Below are 18375 nucleotides of genomic sequence, written 5' to 3'. Positions count from 1 at the left end.
ATCTTTTATTTGATTTTACGTTTTGATGAGATATATTCTACGGTAATACTTAGTACCAGTGTGATGATAAACAACACGGCTCCCAGTAAGAAAAGGGCTTCGTAATGGGCGCCTCCTGCCGGAGCTTCTCCTAACTCTGCCGCAATTGTAGCGGGAATGGTACGTACCGGCTCAAAGAATGAGGTTGGAATGATAGCCGCATTACCTGTTACCATCAATACGGCCATTGTTTCGCCTATCGCGCGTCCTATACCTAATACTACGGCCGAAGTAATACCGGATATGGAGTAAGGTATGATTACCTTATAAATAGTCTGCCATTGAGTTGCCCCCAGAGCCAGACTTGCTTCTTTCATAGCCCGTGGAGTGGTACGCATGGCATCTTCTGCTACAGTGATAATGGTAGGTAATGCCATGATTGCTAATACCACGCTACCGGCAAAGGCGGTTTCTCCTACGGGCAGGTCTAATATTTTTTGTATGAGAGGCACGATGACTACCAGTCCGAAGAAACCATATACAACCGAGGGAATGCCTGCAAGCAATTCAATTACCGGTTTCAGGAAAGAACGTGTCTTGATATTGGCTATCTCGGCCAGGTAAATGGCAACGGCCAGTCCGAAAGGAAGGGCTATTATAATAGCTCCGATACTAACTAATAATGTACCGAGCAAAAGCGGAATCAATCCGAAAATCGGCGCAGGGGTTGAGGTAGGATACCATTCGGTTCCGGCAAAGAAATCGGCAGGTGTAATTTTGTCACCCGAGATTACTGTGCCTTGAAAGTCTTTAGCCAGATATTGTTGGGGGAAGAATGCAATAATGCCGGGTTCTTTATTGACCAGTTCGCTTATTTTATCAGGAACGTATTGGAATTCATCGCCAAGTTCTTCTTCCGGATAGTAGTTGGTAAGGTCGGAGAAGCGGAATACAAGAATATCTTCATCTTTACCGCCCAATTCTTTCCAATTGGTTATTTCGGCATCGAAAACGTCCATGATCTTTTCCGGCGATAAATGCTTTACAGGATTGTCTTTATTAAGGGCAAGTACATAACCTTCTTCTACGACCGGGCTATTGAATAATCCCCCGGCTTCTTTGAAAAGGAAGACAATTATAAGTAAAATAGCGAGGCTGCTTATGCTGCCGCTTATCAGTAACCCTCCTTCAACTAGTTTTTCTATAAACTTTCTCACATTCTTTGCTCTTTATTCTAGCGCAAAGGAACGGTACGGATGTTAAGACGGTATTAAATGGGTTTGAAAGATGTATTTCAAGAATGTTACATTCGGATTACACAGACGGGTGCAGTTTTACGCCCGTCTGTGTTGAGTCCTTATTTATTATATTTACTCCAATCTACATTGTGCATGTCTCCGCTTGCTGCCAGTTCTTCGTGGAAAGCAAAACAGCATTTCAGGTTTTGAGGCGTATGCCCTTTTATTCCCATTGCCAGATACTCTTTCAATAATGGCTTGTAATCCGGATGAACACAATTGTCGATAATACAATTTGCACGTTGGATTGGCGATTTGCCACGCAAGTCGGCTACACCGTATTCTGTGATGATGATCTTTACAGAATGTTCGCTGTGATCGAGGTGGGAAACCATAGGTACAAATGCACTGATCTTGCCTTCTTTTGCTGTAGAAGGTGTTGTGAAAATGGATAACATGGCCGAACGGGTAAAGTCTCCCGAGCCACCGATACCATTCATCATCTTGGTGCCTGATACGTGTGTAGAGTTGATATTTCCGAAAATATCCGCTTCCAGAGCCGTGTTGATAGCAATTAGGCCTAAGCGGCGGGCAACTTCCGGATTGTTTGATATCTCTTGTGGGCGAAGCAATAGTTTGTCTTTGAAGAAATCCAGGTTGGCATAAATTTCGCGGATCACTTCGTTGCTTACAGACAAAGAACAACCGCTGGCAAACTTAACGCGGCCTTGTTTCATCAGACCGATAACAGCATCCTGGATAACTTCGGTATATACGTTGAATGCCGGAATATCTTTGTTTTCACCCATACAGCCTAATACTGCATTGGCAACATTTCCTACGCCGCTCTGGAGGGGGACAAATTCTTTTGGTAAACGTCCCGCTTTAATTTCACTTACTAAGAAGTTGGCAACATTCTTACCAATAGCCATTGTAACATCATCCAGCGGAGCGAAAGCACCACCTTCGTTCGGTTCGTCTGTTTTAACAATGCCGACGATCTTTGCCGGATCAACCTTTACACAATCACTACCGATACGGTCGGATGGAGTATAAATAGGGATTTCACGACGATAAGGAGGATCTGCCGGTTCGTAGATGTCGTGCATACCGCGAATTTCTTTTGGATGACGGCTGTTTAATTCTACAATGATGCGGTCGGCCATGCGGCAGATAGTAGGTAAAATACCAACACCACAAGTGGGAACGATTTCGCCGTTTTCTGTTACATCTGCAGCTTCAACAATGGCAACGTCTACTTTTCCCAGGAAGCCATAACGCATGTTTTGTGCCAATTCCGATAAGTGCATATCAAAGTATTGGGCACCGTGTGAGTTTAGAAGGTTGCGCAAGTCTTTGTTTGACTGGTAAGGAGTACGGAATTTGATTGCGTTTGCACGTGCCAGTTGTCCGTCAAGCTTGTCTCCTGTTGAGGCTCCTGTAAACATTCCGATTTGGAAAGGGTTGCCTTTTGCGTGTTCTTCTGCAGCTTTTTTAGCGATAGCACCTGGAACGACTTTCGGGCAGCCGGCTGGTGTAAAACCGCTGAAGCCTACATTATCATCGTGATGAACAAATGCAGCAGCTTCTTCAGCTGTGATAAATTTTAATGCCATGATAATTTGTTTTTATTTTGTAGTGAATCTTTCGGTTTAAAATCCGGGCGCAAAATTACATATAAAATACGATGTAACTAATATTTACGGTTAAGAATCTCGGAGCAAATAATTGCTTTTCGTAATTCTGCCATATCTGTAAATGTTTGTTCCGGTATAATGCCGTTTTCTTCTTCCTGTTGTAGTATTGAGATTGGTGCAGCCTTACTAGATTCCGGAATATTTTCTCCGGATAAAAAGGGGGGATGGACTGCTGTTTTTGCCGGTTGAGAAAATTGTTGTTGTTTGTTTGGCCTGTTCTTAATCACTGTTTGGGGTTGATCGGGGGCGGCTGGTTGAGGTTTTTCCTCCTGCATTTCTTGTAATATCTCCCAGAATCCTTTTTCCTGGGACGGTTCTGAGTCTTCCGGTATATCGTTGCCCGGCCGTCCAAGTATATTCTTTGACTGTTTTTTTTCCTTTCCGGAGCTAAGCAAACCGCTAACTCCGGCAATGATTAGGAAAACAATATATATCCAATCACCTGCGTTATCCATAACTTTGATTATTTTTTACTTCGTACGCTAAAACACTATGTTTTTGCTAATAGAGTTAGACAAAAATACAACTTTTTTCTGAACTTCAATGCTTTGCAATTTTTTAATATGTTGGACATTGGCATAAAACAGATCCCTTGATTCTTTTTTTCTACGCTTTTACAATATGTTCCTCCGCTTATTTTAAATTATTTACCTTTGCCATAATAAAAAGTGGTTATATCCGGAGTTCCGAAGGTTACGACTTTTGGAAGTGTGATTCACTCTTTTATTACGTTATTTACTGAAGTTGAGTTGTATTAGCATTATTACTTCTCTTTCTTCGCCATCACTAAATTTGACATCTACATACACCTGTTCGTAAGTTCCGGTAATGACGTTTGTAGGAAAATTACGGTCTTCACTGGTCGTTTCCCGGTCTTGTTAATTTTCATGGTCTTAGTTTATAAAGTTGCCGATTGACCGCCCTTCCTGTGACGGTATGGTAGTTTGGTTTTCCCTTGTACTATATTTATCAACGAATTGGTATGAATAGATTGTTTAATTAAAAATTTAGGAATCATGAAAAAGGCGAAGAAGTAAAGTAGGTTATGGCGAGAAGCCCGGTTTTATGAGCTGATAGAACCGGGCTTCTACATATTAATTATTGAAGATGTAAACTTTATACTGAGTAATATATGATCTTATGAATAACAAATTGAGATAAGTCGTATGTTTATCCTGTAAAAATATAAATTTTTCATAGTTAAGTTTAGGAGCGTCTGGATAGTAATATCTAGACGCTTTTTATCATATTGCTATTTTACAACAAGTTTTGAACGGAATAGAGAGCTATGTTTTTTTATTTGTTTATCGTTTTGTGGAATGGAAGTTTGCCAGTATCTTTACCAAAATTTCAGAAGGAAGATATTAGACTGTCAAAAGGTTTGAAGATCACTCGATTAAATAGCATTTATTGTTTTTGCACTTTAGATGTAGGAATAATTATTGAAAAGTAAATCAACAGACTGGTATAAAAGTAAATAAGGGTAACTTCACAGCCACCCTTATTTGATTTAACCAAAACCTTAACTATGAAAAAATTTACGTTTTTCGTATGCAAATATAAGCGTGTAATTTGAATCATGCAAATATTCTCTCGTTTATTTTTTAGAGAAATTATTATTTAAACTTTATTAGTAATTAAGATGATTGAACAAGAAAATGGCGCAGACTTAAAATCTGCTGTCGTAAATGAAGAAAAGAAATTGTTTATTGAGACTTACGGATGTCAGATGAATGTTGCTGACAGTGAGGTTGTGGCTTCTATCATGCAGATGGATGGTTATTCCATGACGGAAAATATTGAAGAAGCAGATGCAATTTTTGTAAATACCTGTTCTGTGCGTGATAATGCCGAACAACGTATTTATGGACGTTTGCAGTATTTTCAATCGTTAAAGCGTAAGAAGAAGTCGCTTATTGTTGGTGTATTGGGTTGTATGGCTGAGCGGGTTAAGGAGGAGTTGATAAATGAACATCGCGTAGATTTGGTTGCTGGCCCGGACTCTTATATGGATTTACCAAATCTGATTGGTGCCGTAGAGCATGGAGAAAAAGCAATTAATGTGGAATTGTCGACACAGGAAACATATAAGGATGTAATTCCTTTAAAGTTGGGTGGTGTGAATATCGGCGGATTTGTTTCCATTATGCGCGGGTGTAATAACTTTTGTTCCTATTGTATCGTTCCTTATACGCGTGGACGTGAAAGAAGCCGTGATGTTGAAAGTATATTGAATGAAATACAGGATATGCGTCAGAAAGGTTTTAAGGAAGTAACATTGCTGGGACAAAATGTGAACTCCTATTTGTTTGAAAAAGACGGGCAGCAGATAACATTTCCTGTTCTGTTGGAGCAAGTAGCCCTGGCTGCTCCTGATATGCGTATTCGTTTTGTCACCTCCCACCCAAAAGATATGAGTGATGATACATTGCGCGTGATAGCTGCTCATACTAATATATGTAGGTATATTCATTTGCCGGCTCAGTCCGGAAGTTCGCGTATGCTGAAGGTTATGAACCGTAAATATACGCGCGAATGGTATTTGGATCGTATTGCGGCTATCCGCCGTATCCTTCCTGATTGTGCAATCTCTACCGATTTGTTTTGTGGTTTCCATTCGGAGACAGAGGAAGATTACCAGGAAACATTGTCTTTAATGCGAGAAGTGGGATATGACAGTGCATTTCTTTTCAAATACTCTGAACGTCCGGGTACTTATGCTTCAAAGCATTTGGCTGACGATGTTCCTGAAGAAGAAAAGGTACGCCGCTTGCAAGGTATGATCGATTTGCAAAATAAACTTTCCGAAGAAAGTAATCTGCGTGATATAGGTAAAGAATTCGAAGTTTTGATTGAAGGTTTCTCTAAACGCTCAAGAGAACAGTTGTTTGGCCGTACAAGCCAGAATAAAGTGGTAATCTTTGATAAGAGGAACTATCACGTCGGACAATTTATCAAAGTGAGGATATTACGTGCATCTTCGGCTACTTTATTCGGGGAACCCGTAGATAATTAATCAAAAGTATAGGATGTTTTTTGTTTTTGACCTGGGTGGAATTTGATTTTGACCCAGGTCGAAATTAATTTTTAGCTAGGTCAAAATTGATTTTGGGCGGCTCAAAAGAATAATTCTTCCCGTACTTCAGCCTAAAAGTAGAGGATTCCAATATTAAAAAAACGGTATTGATTCTTATGTAAGAAGTAATTCTCTATGGTTAAAGATTTGTAAATACGTATGGCGTTACGCAAATAATTCGTTCTTTTGCAGAAAAATTGGGAGGTGTGTTCTCTTTACGCATCTCCCCAATTTATTTAATTCAATTAAGAGCGTGTCTGATGGCTGAAAATAAAAAGGTTAGTACTGTATCTTTCTTTAATTCTCGTCTTACTTCTGTAATCAGTATAGCATTGGTGCTTTTCTTGTTAGGACTGATTCTCTTGATGGGATTATTAAGTAATAAGCTTTCTGTTTATGTAAAAGAAAATATAGCATTTTCCATATTGTTAAAAGATAACCAGAAGGAAGCCGATATTAAGCGAATGCAAAAAAGTCTGGATGCATTGCCTTTTATTAAATCAACAGAATATATTTCGAAAGAACAAGCTGCAAAGGAATTGGAAGAAGAGCTTGGCGAAAATCCCGAGACTTTTCTTGGTTTTAACCCGCTGCAAGCATCTATGGAGGTAAAACTGCATTCGGAATATGCTAATCCAGATAGCCTCAAACTGATAGAGAAACAAATAAGAACCTATACTTCTGTTACAGATTTGCTTTATCGTAAGGATATGATGGAAATGGTTCATAATAATATGAAGCGGGTTGGAATAATATTGCTGACATTGGCGGTTGTACTGATGTGCATATCCTTTGTCCTTATCAGTAATACGATTCGTTTACTTATTTATTCGAAGCGTTTCCTTATCCATACAATGAAGTTGGTTGGTGCTACGCCCGGCTTTATTCGCAGACCTTTTGTAAGGTATAATGTGATAAGTGGTATTTTTGCATCTATACTTGCAATATTGATGTTGACCGGTGCGTTATACTATCTACAGAATGAATTGAAAGGTTTCATTCAGATATTGGATGTTCAATCGTTGCTTATTGTATATGCTGCCGTGTTGGGATTAGGGATTTTATTATCTGTCGTAGCAACAATATTTGCGGTGAACAAATATCTCAGAATGGGCGTTGATAAATTGTATTATATATAATATTAGAGAGATAGAAAGATGGCAAAGAGAGATTTTGCATTTGGTAAAGAAAATTTTATACTGATTGCAATTGCAATCGTATTTATTGTTGTGGGCTTTATGTTGATGAGTGGTGGTGGCTCTGTAGACGGAGTTTCTTTTAACCCGGAAATATTTAGTACCCGCCGTATTGTTGTCGCTCCGATTGTGACTGTATTGGGCTTTGTAATTATGATTTTCGGCATACTGAAGAAAAGTAAAGAAGTAGCCGAATGAGCTGGTTTGAAGCATTAATCTTGGGTATAATACAAGGTCTTACTGAGTTTTTGCCGGTTAGCAGTAGCGGACATCTGGCCATAGGTAGCGCTCTGTTTGGTATTCAGGGAGAAGAGAATCTGACATTTGCCGTAGCGGTGCATGCTGCTACAGTGTTGAGCACCATTGTGGTTTTGTGGAGCGAAGTGTCCTTCTTGTTCAAGTCCTTTTTCTCCTTTAAATGGAATGAAGGAACAAAGACAGTCTGTAAAATATTATTGTCTATGATTCCGGTTGGAATTGTGGGCGTTTTCTTTAAAGATTATGTGGAAGAAATATTTGGCAGCGGATTGTTGATAGTAGGCTGCATGCTTCTTGTTACGGCTGCGTTGCTGGCATTTTCTTATTATGCAAAACCGCGCCAGAAAGAAGAAATATCTTTTAAAGATGCATTTATTATCGGTATAGCACAGGCTTGTGCAGTATTGCCGGGCTTATCGCGTTCGGGTTCAACAATTGCGACCGGACTTTTGTTAGGCGATAAGAAAGAGCAGGTTGCTAAGTTTTCTTTTCTGATGGTGATTATTCCGATTTTAGGAGAAGCCTTTCTGGATCTGATGAAAGGTGGTTTTTCTCCTGAAGAGTCAGGAATATCGTCAGTTGCTTTGATCACTGGTTTTATAGCAGCTTTCGTATCGGGAGCGATCGCTTGTAGATGGATGATTAATCTGGTGAAGAATGGAAAGCTTATTTATTTTGCTTATTACTGTGTGGTTGCCGGATTATTTACGATTATATATTCGCTTGTTTAATGGATTTTATTGCAGGAGAGGTTCTTTGTTTTAATAAGCCACTGCGGTGGACTTCTTTTGATTTGGTAAATAAGTTTCGCTATAAATTATCGCGTAAACTTAAGGTGAAGAAAATAAAGGTGGGACATGCCGGTACGCTTGATCCGTTGGCAACAGGTGTGATGATCGTGTGTACGGGTAGGGCTACTAAAAGAATTGATGAACTTCAATATCAGACGAAAGAGTATGTGGCAACCCTGAAATTGGGTGAAACCACTCCTTCTTTTGATCTGGAAAAAGAGGTAGACGGGGTTTATCCGACAGAGCATATTACTTGTAAGATGGTGGAAGATGTTTTGCAATCGTTTGTGGGAACGATACAACAGATACCGCCGGTCTTTTCTGCTTGCAAGATTGAGGGAAAGCGAGCGTATGAACTGGCCCGTAAAGGGGAAAAGGTAGAGTTGAAAGCAAAAACATTGGTGATAGATGAAATGGAATTGCTGGAATGTAATTTGCCGATAGTAAAAATACGGGTTGTGTGTAGTAAAGGCACATATATTCGTGCTTTAGCCCGTGATATCGGGGTTGCATTACACTCGGGTGCCCATCTGGTTGCATTAGAGCGTACGCGAATTGGTGATGTTACTTTGGATATGTGCATGTCGCCGGAAGATATAGATGATTTTCTGGAAAAGAATGTAGATATAGAAATAAAAGAAAATAAATAGAATAGCATTATGAAGCTGTCGAAATTCAAATTTAATTTGCCGTCGGAACAGATAGCATTGCATCCGACAAATAACAGAGATGAATCGAGAATGATGGTCGTAAACCGTAAGACCGGAGAGATTGAACATCATGTTTTCAAAGATATACTGAATTATTTCGGAGAAAAAGATGTATTTATCTTCAATAATACAAAAGTATTTCCCGCACGTTTATATGGGAACAAGGAAAAGACGGGGGCACGCATTGAAGTCTTTTTATTACGTGAACTGAATGAAGAATTACGTTTGTGGGATGTGCTGGTGGATCCGGCCCGTAAGATTCGTATCGGTAATAAATTGTATTTCGGTGAAGACGATTCTATGGTGGCAGAGGTGATAGATAATACTACTTCACGCGGCCGTACGCTTCGTTTCTTATATGATGGTAATCATGACGAATTCAAGAAAGCTTTATACGCTTTGGGCGAAACTCCGCTTCCAAAGTATATAGACCGCCCGGTAGAAGCAGATGATGAAGATCGTTATCAGAATATTTTTGCAACAGAAGAAGGCGCTGTTGTTGCTCCGGCAGCCGCTTTGCATTTTAGCCGTGAGTTAATGAAACGCCTGGAGATAAAAGATTGCCGTTTTGCTTTTCTTACATTGCATTCGGGTTTGGGTAACTTCCGTGAAATAGACGTAGAAGACCTGACTAAACATAAGATGGATTCGGAACAAATGGTTGTTGATACGGATGTTGTGAATATTGTGAATACGGCAAAAGACGACGGACATCAGATTTGTGCGGTAGGGACATCGGTTATGCGTGCTGTTGAGACAGCTGTAAGCACAGATGGCCATTTGAAGGAATTTGAGGGATGGACGAATAAGTTTATCTTCCCGCCTTATGATTTCAGTGTTGCTACAAGCATGGTGACAAACTTGCATATGCCATTGTCTACATTGTTGATGATGACTGCTTCTTTTGGTGGTTACGACCTGATAATGGACGCTTATGAAGTTGCTCTGAAAGAAGGCTATCGCTTTGGAGCCTATGGTGATGCAATGTTAATTCTGTAAATATATTACGAATGGCAACAGCATACCTTAGTTTAGGAGCGAATATAGGAAATAAACGAAGAAATTTAATAACAGCGGCAGCGTTGTTAGCCGAAAGGGTGGGAGATATTCTCGCCCTTTCTGATATATATGAAACAGAGCCTTGGGGCTTTGAATCGGAAAATACATTTTTGAATGCGGCTTTAGCGCTTCGTTCCTTACTTTCACCATTAGAGCTGCTTGATGCAACCCGCTTGATAGAGATTGAAATGGGGCGTGTGGAAAAAAGTAATGGTACATATCAGGATCGTATTATCGATATAGATATATTAATGTACGACGACATTGTGATGCAGACTTTGCAACTTACTATTCCTCATCCTCTAATGCACAAACGTTCTTTTGTGATGGAACCGTTGGCAGAGATAGCTCCGGATGTGGTTCATCCGGTTTTTCATAAAACAATTGCCGAACTTGCCGGTTTTAAGTATAAATAATTTTACCCGTAAATACAGATAAATATGGATATAAATAAAATACTGACAGAAGGTATGGTCTTTAAAAAGGCCAAACAAGAACCATCAAAAGATGGTAAGAAGATTAAGTTTTCGGACTTCCTGAAGGGTACACATGGCTCAGACTCTGCAAAAAAGAAGGCGGAATATAAGTATAAAAGAGCTATGCGTAATAAAAAGAACAGAGGATAGGCTGAAAGTAAATGTGTGTTTGCCAAAACATTTACTTATATAAATAGTGTTCTTAATAATAGAAGTGAATGTTTAATTATTGAATCGAGTATGAAAAAGATTGTTGTTTTGTTATGTTCTTGTTTTCTTATGACGGCTTGTGTAAACAGCTCAAAGACAAATAAGGAAGAAAAGAAAAGTGAAACGGTTGCAGATATGCATAATGCCGAGAATTCGTTGGATGTTGATGGTGTTTATACCGGTACGTTTCCTGCTGCGGATTGTCCGGGTATAGAGACGACTCTGACGCTGAATAAGGATAACACCTTTACTTTGCATTCTGTATATATTGACCGGAAAGATGGGACTTTTGATGATAAAGGAACATATACACTTGATAAAAACCTGCTTACCCTTAAAGTCGATGGTGATAGTGATCAATATTATAAAGTTGGTGAAAATAAACTGTTCCGTTTAGACAGTGATAAGAAAGAAATTACAGGTCCGTTGGCCGAACATTATATTTTAACAAAAGAATAAAACTTAAAATATCCAGGTTTGACAAATTTTGTATATATTTGCAACCGAATTGATGTGGATAGATTTGTATTGCTTGCAACCACAGGAAAAAATGCTAAAAACAAACCTCTTTTCTAAGCCGTTCGGCAAACAATTCCTCCTAAATCAATTCATTACTAATATACATATTTAATCATTGAAGTAATGAGTTATTTATTCACCTCCGAATCGGTGTCTGAAGGACACCCCGATAAAGTAGCCGATCAAATATCGGATGCTTTGCTTGATGAGTTTTTGGCTTATGACAAAAACTCGAAAGTTGCTTGCGAAACCCTTGTTACAACCGGGCAGGTTGTCTTGGCTGGAGAAGTTAAATCAAGTGCATATGTAGATGTGCAGGAAGTAGCGCGTGGCGTGATTGAAAAGATCGGCTATACGAAAAGCGAATACCAGTTTGAAGCTAAATCATGCGGTGTATTTTCTTCTATCCATGAACAAAGCGGTGATATTAACCGTGGCGTGGAACGTGAAGATCCGTATAATCAGGGCGCCGGAGACCAAGGTATGATGTTTGGTTATGCCACAAACGAAACCGAAAACTATATGCCTCTTGCATTAGACCTTTCTCACAGCCTGTTGTGGGAATTAGCTTCTATTCGTAAAAATGAACCGGATCTGATGCCTTATCTTCGTCCGGATGCAAAGAGCCAGGTTACAATTGAATATGACGACAATGGCAAACCTTTGCGTATTGATACAATTGTAGTTTCTACGCAACATGATGAGTTCATCAGCCCTAAAGGTATTTCACAGGAAGAAGCCGATATTGCTATGCAAAAGAAGATTGCTGCCGACGTGAAAAATATTCTTGTACCACGTGTTAAAGCTCAATATCCGGCTCATGTCCAGTCTTTGTTTAGTGATGAAATTATCTACCACGTAAATCCAACTGGAAAGTTTGTGATTGGTGGCCCTCATGGCGATACAGGTTTAACCGGCCGTAAGATTATTGTAGATACTTATGGTGGAAAAGGTGCTCACGGTGGTGGTGCTTTCTCTGGAAAAGACCCTTCGAAGGTAGACCGTTCGGCTGCTTATGCAGCACGTCATATTGCAAAGAATATGGTTGCAGCTGGTGTTGCCGATGAAATGTTGGTACAGGTATCTTATGCTATCGGTGTTGCAAAACCTATGAATATCTTTGTAAATACATTTGGCCGTGCCAAAGTGAATATGACTGATGGCGAGATCGCTGCTAAGATATGGGATTTATTTGATATGCGTCCGAAGGCAATTGAGGAACGTTTGAAATTACGTAATCCGATTTATTTGGAAACTGCATCTTATGGACATATGGGACGTAAGCCTGAAGTTGTAAAGAAAACATTTGTGTCTCGTTACAACACGAAGCCTACTACTTGTGAAGTTGAGCTTTTTACTTGGGAAAAGCTAGACTATGTTGACAAAGTAAAGAAGGCATTTAGCTTGAAATAAGAATATTTCCTGTTTAATTCATGAAAAGCCGTTTTCGTATGCTTTATGTATGCGATAACGGCTTTTCTTTTGAAAAATAGGGAAATAAATGCTTTAACTTGTATTATAAGACTTGGTATGTACCTAATAATATGGCAATCTGTTTGTCATCCTTCTTCGTGCTGCATTTCTATTTCCTTTACTTTCCGGAATAAATCGGATGCGAAAATAAAATCATTCAGAGCTTTATTACTGGACGTGATTACTTGTTCTTTCGTTCCCTGCCATTCTTTTACTCCTTCTTTTATGAAAATAATATTTTCTCCAATATTCATTACGGAGTTCATATCATGTGTATTAATGATAGTTGTCATCTTATATTCAACTGTAATGTCGTGAATCAGATCATCAATAATCAATGATGTCTTTGGGTCCAGACCTGAGTTTGGTTCGTCACAAAACAAATATTTAGGGTTCAGGGCTATGGCACGTGCTATGGCGGCACGTTTCATCATACCTCCACTAATTTCGGATGGGAACAGATGCCCGGCTTCCGACAGATTTACGCGATCCAAACAAAATTGAGCTCGTTTTTGGCGCTCTTTTGCAGAATCATTGGAAAACATATCGAGTGGAAACATAACATTTTCCAGGACGGTCATGCTGTCAAACAATGCGGAACCCTGAAAGAGCATACCCATTTCGCGGCGGAGCATATTCAGTTCGTGCTTATTCATTGTAAGCAGGTTGCGTCCGTCATACAATATTTCTCCCTTATCCGGTTTCATCAGTCCGATGATGTTTTTGATAAGAACAGTCTTTCCCGAGCCGCTCCGACCTATAATCAGGTTCGTTTTGCCGTCTTCAAAGACCGTATTAATATCATGGAGTACAACACGCCCGTCAAAAGACTTTGTTATATTTTTTACTTCAATCATCTTATGTTAGCATTAAATGGGTTAATATTACGTCGGCAAGCAGGATCATAATACTACTCATTACTACTGCATTTGTGCTGGCTTTACCGACTTCCAGTGCTCCGCCTTTCACATAATAACCGAAGTAAGCAGCTATGGATGAAATGATGAAAGCGTAAACTACGGATTTGATAATAGAATACCAAATATAAAATTCGTTGAAATAAAATTGCAATCCATATTCGAAAGATGCGGGAGTCATCCCTGTCCCTGTTGAGTAGCTGGCAGCAATACCTCCCAGGATACCGGTAAACATACTGAAGATAACTAAAACGGGGATGAAGATCATTAGACCAATCATTTTAGGAAGAATCAGGAAGTTTGCAGAGTTAACCCCCATAATTTCCATAGCATCGATTTGTTCGGTGACACGCATTGTCCCTATTTCCGATGCGATATTACTACCTACTTTGCCTGCCAGAATCAAACACATGATGGAGGAAGAAAACTCCAGTAATATGATTTCACGTGTTGTATAACCAATGGTAAATTTAGGAATTAATGGCGAGCTGATATTTAATGATATCTGAATGGCTATAACGGTGCCGATAAAAATGGATATAATAATTACAATCCATAGCGAATCAACTCCCAGCTTGTAAACCTCTTTTATCAACTGTTTGAAAAACATACTCCACCTGTCAGGTATGGTAATACTTTTCATCATTAATTGGGTGTATTCACCCACTCTATGTAATGCTTTATTCATTATCTGATTGCTATTCAATTACAGTCTGCAAATATAACGCAAATATGGCAACAACGGTTCATTTCTTACTTGATACTTCTGGTTTGAATTAAATATAAATCGGAGCTAAGCTTTTTGCAGAATATGAATTGTCTGTCTCTTTCTTGCTTGTAACTGATTTATTCTGTTTCTTTGTGCCAAAGATTTAAGGTATGTCAGAAGAAGAACAAATGATTCTCCGGACGGAGGATTTGGTGAAAAAATATAGGACACGTACGGTAGTAAACCATGTTTCCATTAATGTGAAACAGGGAGAGATTGTTGGTTTGTTAGGGCCTAATGGGGCAGGCAAGACAACTACGTTTTATATGACAGTAGGATTGGTTACTCCTAATGAAGGCAAAATCTTTTTGAATGATATGGAGATAACGAAATTCCCGGTTTATAAGCGTGCCCGCAATGGGATTGGCTATTTAGCCCAGGAAGCTTCTATCTTCCGGAAAATGACGGTTGAAGATAATATTCGTTCCGTACTAGAGATGACAGACACGACTGCCGAATACCAGAAAGAAAAACTTGAAAGTTTGATTGCCGAATTTGGTTTGAATAAGGTACGGAAGAATTTGGGAGACCAACTTTCGGGAGGAGAACGCCGCCGTGCAGAGATAGCGCGCTGTCTTGCCATTAATCCGAAGTTTATTATGTTGGATGAACCTTTTGCAGGTGTAGACCCTATTGCTGTACAGGATATTCAAACTATTGTAGCAAAATTAAAGCATAAGAATATCGGTATTTTGATTACAGACCATAATGTATATGAAACACTGAGTATTTGCGACCGGGCTTATTTGTTGTTTGAGGGTAAGGTGTTGTTCCAGGGGAGTGCGGAACAGTTGGCCGAAAACGAAATTGTCCGTGAAAAATACCTGGGTAAAGATTTTGTTTTGCGGAAAAAGGACTTATGAATAGTAGGAGAATTTGATCCTGATCATTTTGCAAAAACATCCCGATGATTTAATCAAATCATCGGGATGTTTTTGTATTGAATCAATTGCCTTTTATTAATTCTTTCCGGATATATTTATTTAATATGATAAAGGATATCAGCGTGACAAAAGCCATGCTTGCGAAAGATAATAAATGAGCATCTGAAATATCACCGGAAACCAATTCCAGATTTTTCCACCGGCTGTTCGACATGCCTATAACTGCTGTTGCATTGTTTACAAAATGGGCAAAAACAGGTATCCAGATACATTTACTCCAATAAAGCAAGTAACCGAAATAGGCACCTAATAACAGACGTGGTATGAATCCGAAGAACTGCATATGGAATGCGCTGAAAATAAATGCGGCACTCCATATTATTATGTGGTGGTTGGGGCTCCATTTGCCGATTATTCTCTGTATGGTTCCGCGAAAAAGGAACTCTTCTGTTATGGCTGCTGTTACTGCTATAACAATCAGATTGGAAAGCAAAGTAAGTATTCCTCCTTCTGATAATAATAACTCTGTCATGTGTTCGGCTGCATCCTCTTGTGTTCTCATCCAATTTTCTATGGGAGCCAAAATAGAAGGCAATTCCATTTGTTTGTTTAATACGCCTGTGAGCGTAATCGTGGGTGAAAACAGATACATGCTGATAAGTATCAATAGCATGATTCGAACGTTCGGTGTCTTTTTTATTGACAAATACCAGGAAGGTCTGTTACTGCACGTCCAGGCTACGGCAATTGCCGGAAAAAGGAACATTCCGATGGAAGAAAGAAATTGCAATGTTCGCATTATACCGGGATACTGGTATATATCAGCCTTTACTCCATGGGTAAGGAATAAGACTCCCATACCTAAAACAGAAGATATAAATCCTCCGGCCAGCATAAAAAGCAATAGTAAGAAAATTTGGAACAAGGCCGGTTTGCCGGCGTAAAAACCTTTTAAATTCATATTTTCGGGCATAAAAAAACTTCTGCCCAAAGATAGACAGAAGTTTTTATTTTTTTAGGAAGAACTGATTACATTCTGGGTCTGGCTTCTTTAACAACCATCTGGCGACCTTCGAATTCAGCTTCGTTTAATTCTTCGATAGCTTTTTTTGCTGCAGAATCATCCGGCATTTCAACAAAAGCAAAACCTTTAGACTTGCCAGTTTCACGGTCCTTGATAATCTTTACAGAATCAACTGCACCGTATTCTTCCATTACTTGTTTCAAATCATCTTCCCGAACACGATAGTTCAGGTTTCCAATGTAAATGTTCATAAAAATAGAAAATTAAAAAAAATAAAATTGTTACTTAAATGAAAGTGTTATTAAACCGGAATTTCGTAACAATGAGATAATTTATTCGACAAGTAAATGCGGAAAAATCAACAAGTAGATGCAGAAATAAAAAACAATGTTATGTACGTTCAAGGTAAATTTCCTTTCACGCTACAAAGGAATACAAATATTTTAGATAAACAACTATTTATTTGAAAATAAAATGTGGAAATAGATACTTTTTTAATTGTGCTGAAACAAATTAGGTTAACTATTTGCGATATTGAAAGAATAAATCTAATTTTGCACCCTAAATTTTTGATACAGTATATTAATTAAATAAATAATCCAGAATGAACATTTCGCTGAAAAACAATGATGCCCTGAGTGGTATTATAAAATTAGAAATAGTGAAAGCTGACTACGAAAGTCAGGTTGAAGGAAATTTGCGTAAGCTCCGTCAGAAAGCTAATGTACCAGGATTCCGCAAAGGTATGGTTCCGGTCGGTATGGTAAAAAAAATGTATGGTAAACACGTTTTAATAGAAGAGATTAACAAAATTGTATCTGAGAATCTTTTCAAATATATCCGTGAAAATAATTTGGCTGTTCTGGGAGAACCATTATCAAGCATGACGGAACAAAAAGATATTGATTTTGATAAGGATGAAGATTTCGAGTTCTGCTTTGATGTTGCTTTTGCTCCTGCATTTAATATTGAATTAGACAAAAATGATAAATTAGTATACTATCAGGTTGCTATTGATGATGATATGCTGAATAAGCAGGTAGAATCTTATACTTCTCATTTCGGTTCTTATGACCAGGCCGAAGAAGTTGAAGAAAGAGATTTGGTGAAGGGTACTGTTGCGGAACTGGAAAACGGGGCTCCGAAAGAAGGCGGTATCGTTGTGGAAGATGCAGTTTTGATGCCATCATATATGAAAGATGAAGCAGAAAAGGCTAAATTTATTGGTTCAAAGGTTAATTCGGTAGTTGTATTTAACCCTAATAAGGCTTATGAAGGTGCGGAAGCCGAAATCTCTTCGTTCCTGAAGATTGGAAAAGAAGATGTTGCTAACCATACCGGTGATTTCAGCTTTGAAATTAAGGAAGTGACACGTCATAAAAATGCAGAACTGAATCAGGAGTTATTCGATAAAGTCTTCGGTGAAGGTGCTGTTACTAACGAAGAAGAGTTTAAAAATAAAATTAAAGAAGCCTTGGCCGAACAGTTTGATCCTCAGAGCAACTTTAAATTCCTGACAGACGCCCGCGAGTTGTTGTCTGCAAAAGCAGGTGAAATGGAAATTGCGGATGATTTGGTAAAACGTTGGTTGCTTGTTGCAAACGAAAAGAATACACCGGAAGCTATTGAAGAAGATTATCCGAAAATTAAAGAGGATTTGAAATATCACTTTATCAAAGATGCTTTAGTGAAAAAGTATAACCTGAATGTAGAGCGTGAGGATATTGAAAACTTTGCTAAACGTGTAGCGAAAGCCCAGTTCGCTCAATATGGCATGCTTTCTGTTCCTGAAGAAATGCTGGACAATTATGCGAAGGATATGTTGAAAAATCAGCAGACTATGCAGAATATTGCAGAACGTGCTATGGAAGAAAAGCTGGCTGCATGCTTGAAAGAACAGGTCGATCTGGAAATTAAAGAAATTTCGGCTGACGAATTCAATAAACTTTTTGAATAAAAAAGGAAAAATAAGGGCTTTTGCAAATTAGCCTGTTTCTTGAAAAAAGGGGATTTCTCTCTAAAAATATCTTAGCGGACAACAAATAAGTTGTTTCTTTCAGAAATTTATTTATAACTTTGTTTTTCCGTTAAGTCTTGAG

The 18375-nt window shown here is 38.8% G+C and carries 19 protein-coding genes; 12 read left to right on the top strand and 7 right to left on the bottom strand.

The features are described from left to right. Positions 1 to 5 precede the first annotated feature (5 nt). The 3 genes from pstC to C4S38_RS11855 form a co-directional block, all read right to left on the bottom strand. Positions 6 to 1196, bottom strand: coding sequence for a phosphate ABC transporter permease subunit PstC (pstC, locus tag C4S38_RS11865; RefSeq protein ID WP_103983884.1), 1191 nt, complete (start codon positions 1194 to 1196; stop codon positions 6 to 8). A gap of 140 nt (positions 1197 to 1336) precedes the next feature. Next, positions 1337 to 2833, bottom strand: a complete 1497-nt coding sequence (locus tag C4S38_RS11860) for an acetyl-CoA hydrolase/transferase family protein (RefSeq protein WP_103983883.1) — start codon at positions 2831 to 2833, stop codon at positions 1337 to 1339. 77 nt (positions 2834 to 2910) lie between these two features. Next, the gene (locus C4S38_RS11855) at positions 2911 to 3369 is read right to left on the bottom strand and encodes a hypothetical protein (RefSeq protein ID WP_103983882.1); all 459 of its coding nucleotides are present in this window, start codon (positions 3367 to 3369) and stop codon (positions 2911 to 2913) included. Between the two features lie 1187 nt (positions 3370 to 4556). Here C4S38_RS11855 and miaB point away from each other — a divergent pair. The 10 genes from miaB (at position 4557) to metK (ending at position 12622) form a co-directional block, all read left to right on the top strand. After that, on the top strand, positions 4557 to 5930 hold the full coding sequence (gene miaB, locus C4S38_RS11850; protein ID WP_103983881.1) for a tRNA (N6-isopentenyl adenosine(37)-C2)-methylthiotransferase MiaB: 1374 nt from the start codon (positions 4557 to 4559) through the stop codon (positions 5928 to 5930). Between the two features lie 320 nt (positions 5931 to 6250). Then, positions 6251 to 7129: a cell division protein FtsX gene (locus C4S38_RS11845; RefSeq protein ID WP_103983880.1), complete on the top strand. Its 879-nt coding sequence runs from the start codon at positions 6251 to 6253 to the stop codon at positions 7127 to 7129. Between the two features lie 18 nt (positions 7130 to 7147). Next, the gene (locus C4S38_RS11840; protein WP_103983879.1) at positions 7148 to 7384 is read left to right on the top strand and encodes a DUF3098 domain-containing protein; all 237 of its coding nucleotides are present in this window, start codon (positions 7148 to 7150) and stop codon (positions 7382 to 7384) included. Continuing rightward, positions 7381 to 8175, top strand: a complete 795-nt coding sequence (locus tag C4S38_RS11835; protein ID WP_103983878.1) for an undecaprenyl-diphosphate phosphatase — start codon at positions 7381 to 7383, stop codon at positions 8173 to 8175. Before C4S38_RS11840 ends, C4S38_RS11835 begins: the two co-directional genes overlap by 4 nt. Next, complete coding sequence (truB, locus tag C4S38_RS11830; RefSeq protein ID WP_103983877.1) at positions 8175 to 8885, top strand: tRNA pseudouridine(55) synthase TruB; 711 nt, start codon at positions 8175 to 8177, stop codon at positions 8883 to 8885. Before C4S38_RS11835 ends, truB begins: the two co-directional genes overlap by 1 nt. A 9-nt stretch (positions 8886 to 8894) precedes the next feature. Further along, a complete protein-coding gene (gene queA / locus C4S38_RS11825; protein ID WP_099463595.1) occupies positions 8895 to 9944 on the top strand; it encodes a tRNA preQ1(34) S-adenosylmethionine ribosyltransferase-isomerase QueA in 1050 nt (349 codons plus the stop codon). A gap of 11 nt (positions 9945 to 9955) precedes the next feature. Beyond that, on the top strand, positions 9956 to 10420 hold the full coding sequence (folK, locus tag C4S38_RS11820) for a 2-amino-4-hydroxy-6-hydroxymethyldihydropteridine diphosphokinase (protein ID WP_103983876.1): 465 nt from the start codon (positions 9956 to 9958) through the stop codon (positions 10418 to 10420). Between the two features lie 24 nt (positions 10421 to 10444). Then, entirely contained in the window at positions 10445 to 10630 is a 186-nt protein-coding gene (locus tag C4S38_RS11815; RefSeq protein WP_099463593.1) for a hypothetical protein, read from the top strand. Between the two features lie 90 nt (positions 10631 to 10720). Next, a complete protein-coding gene (locus tag C4S38_RS11810; RefSeq protein ID WP_099463592.1) occupies positions 10721 to 11149 on the top strand; it encodes a copper resistance protein NlpE in 429 nt (142 codons plus the stop codon). Between the two features lie 183 nt (positions 11150 to 11332). After that, positions 11333 to 12622, top strand: a complete 1290-nt coding sequence (gene metK, locus C4S38_RS11805; protein ID WP_103983875.1) for a methionine adenosyltransferase — start codon at positions 11333 to 11335, stop codon at positions 12620 to 12622. Between the two features lie 146 nt (positions 12623 to 12768). Here the strand turns inward: metK and C4S38_RS11800 are convergent, their stop codons facing one another. Together C4S38_RS11800 and C4S38_RS11795 are read right to left on the bottom strand one after the other, a co-directional pair. Continuing rightward, a complete protein-coding gene (locus C4S38_RS11800) occupies positions 12769 to 13539 on the bottom strand; it encodes an ABC transporter ATP-binding protein (RefSeq protein WP_103983874.1) in 771 nt (256 codons plus the stop codon). Position 13540: 1 nt separating this feature from the next. Then, positions 13541 to 14287 (bottom strand): MlaE family ABC transporter permease, encoded by a 747-nt coding sequence (locus C4S38_RS11795; RefSeq protein ID WP_099463589.1) that lies wholly within the window; start codon positions 14285 to 14287, stop codon positions 13541 to 13543. A gap of 191 nt (positions 14288 to 14478) precedes the next feature. On the opposite strand from C4S38_RS11795, the gene lptB reads away from it, so the two are divergent. Then, positions 14479 to 15231, top strand: a complete 753-nt coding sequence (gene lptB / locus C4S38_RS11790; RefSeq protein WP_099463588.1) for an LPS export ABC transporter ATP-binding protein — start codon at positions 14479 to 14481, stop codon at positions 15229 to 15231. 82 nt (positions 15232 to 15313) lie between these two features. On the opposite strand, the gene C4S38_RS11785 is transcribed toward lptB, so the two are convergent. Both C4S38_RS11785 and C4S38_RS11780 read right to left on the bottom strand, forming a co-directional pair. After that, positions 15314 to 16213, bottom strand: coding sequence for a CPBP family intramembrane glutamic endopeptidase (locus tag C4S38_RS11785; protein ID WP_103983907.1), 900 nt, complete (start codon positions 16211 to 16213; stop codon positions 15314 to 15316). A 68-nt stretch (positions 16214 to 16281) separates the two neighbouring features. Beyond that, complete coding sequence (locus C4S38_RS11780) at positions 16282 to 16527, bottom strand: RNA recognition motif domain-containing protein (RefSeq protein WP_099463587.1); 246 nt, start codon at positions 16525 to 16527, stop codon at positions 16282 to 16284. 353 nt (positions 16528 to 16880) lie between these two features. Here C4S38_RS11780 and tig point away from each other — a divergent pair, with 353 nt between their 5' ends. Further along, positions 16881 to 18233 (top strand): trigger factor, encoded by a 1353-nt coding sequence (gene tig, locus C4S38_RS11775; protein WP_103983873.1) that lies wholly within the window; start codon positions 16881 to 16883, stop codon positions 18231 to 18233. The last annotated feature ends 142 nt before the right edge of the window (positions 18234 to 18375 follow it).

Origin of the sequence: Parabacteroides chinchillae (genome assembly GCF_900108035.1) — a bacterium.
GTDB lineage: Bacteria > Bacteroidota > Bacteroidia > Bacteroidales > Tannerellaceae > Parabacteroides > Parabacteroides chinchillae.
The sequence above is the reverse complement of the archived record's forward strand: the minus strand, read 5'-3'. Positions and strand labels throughout refer to the sequence as shown.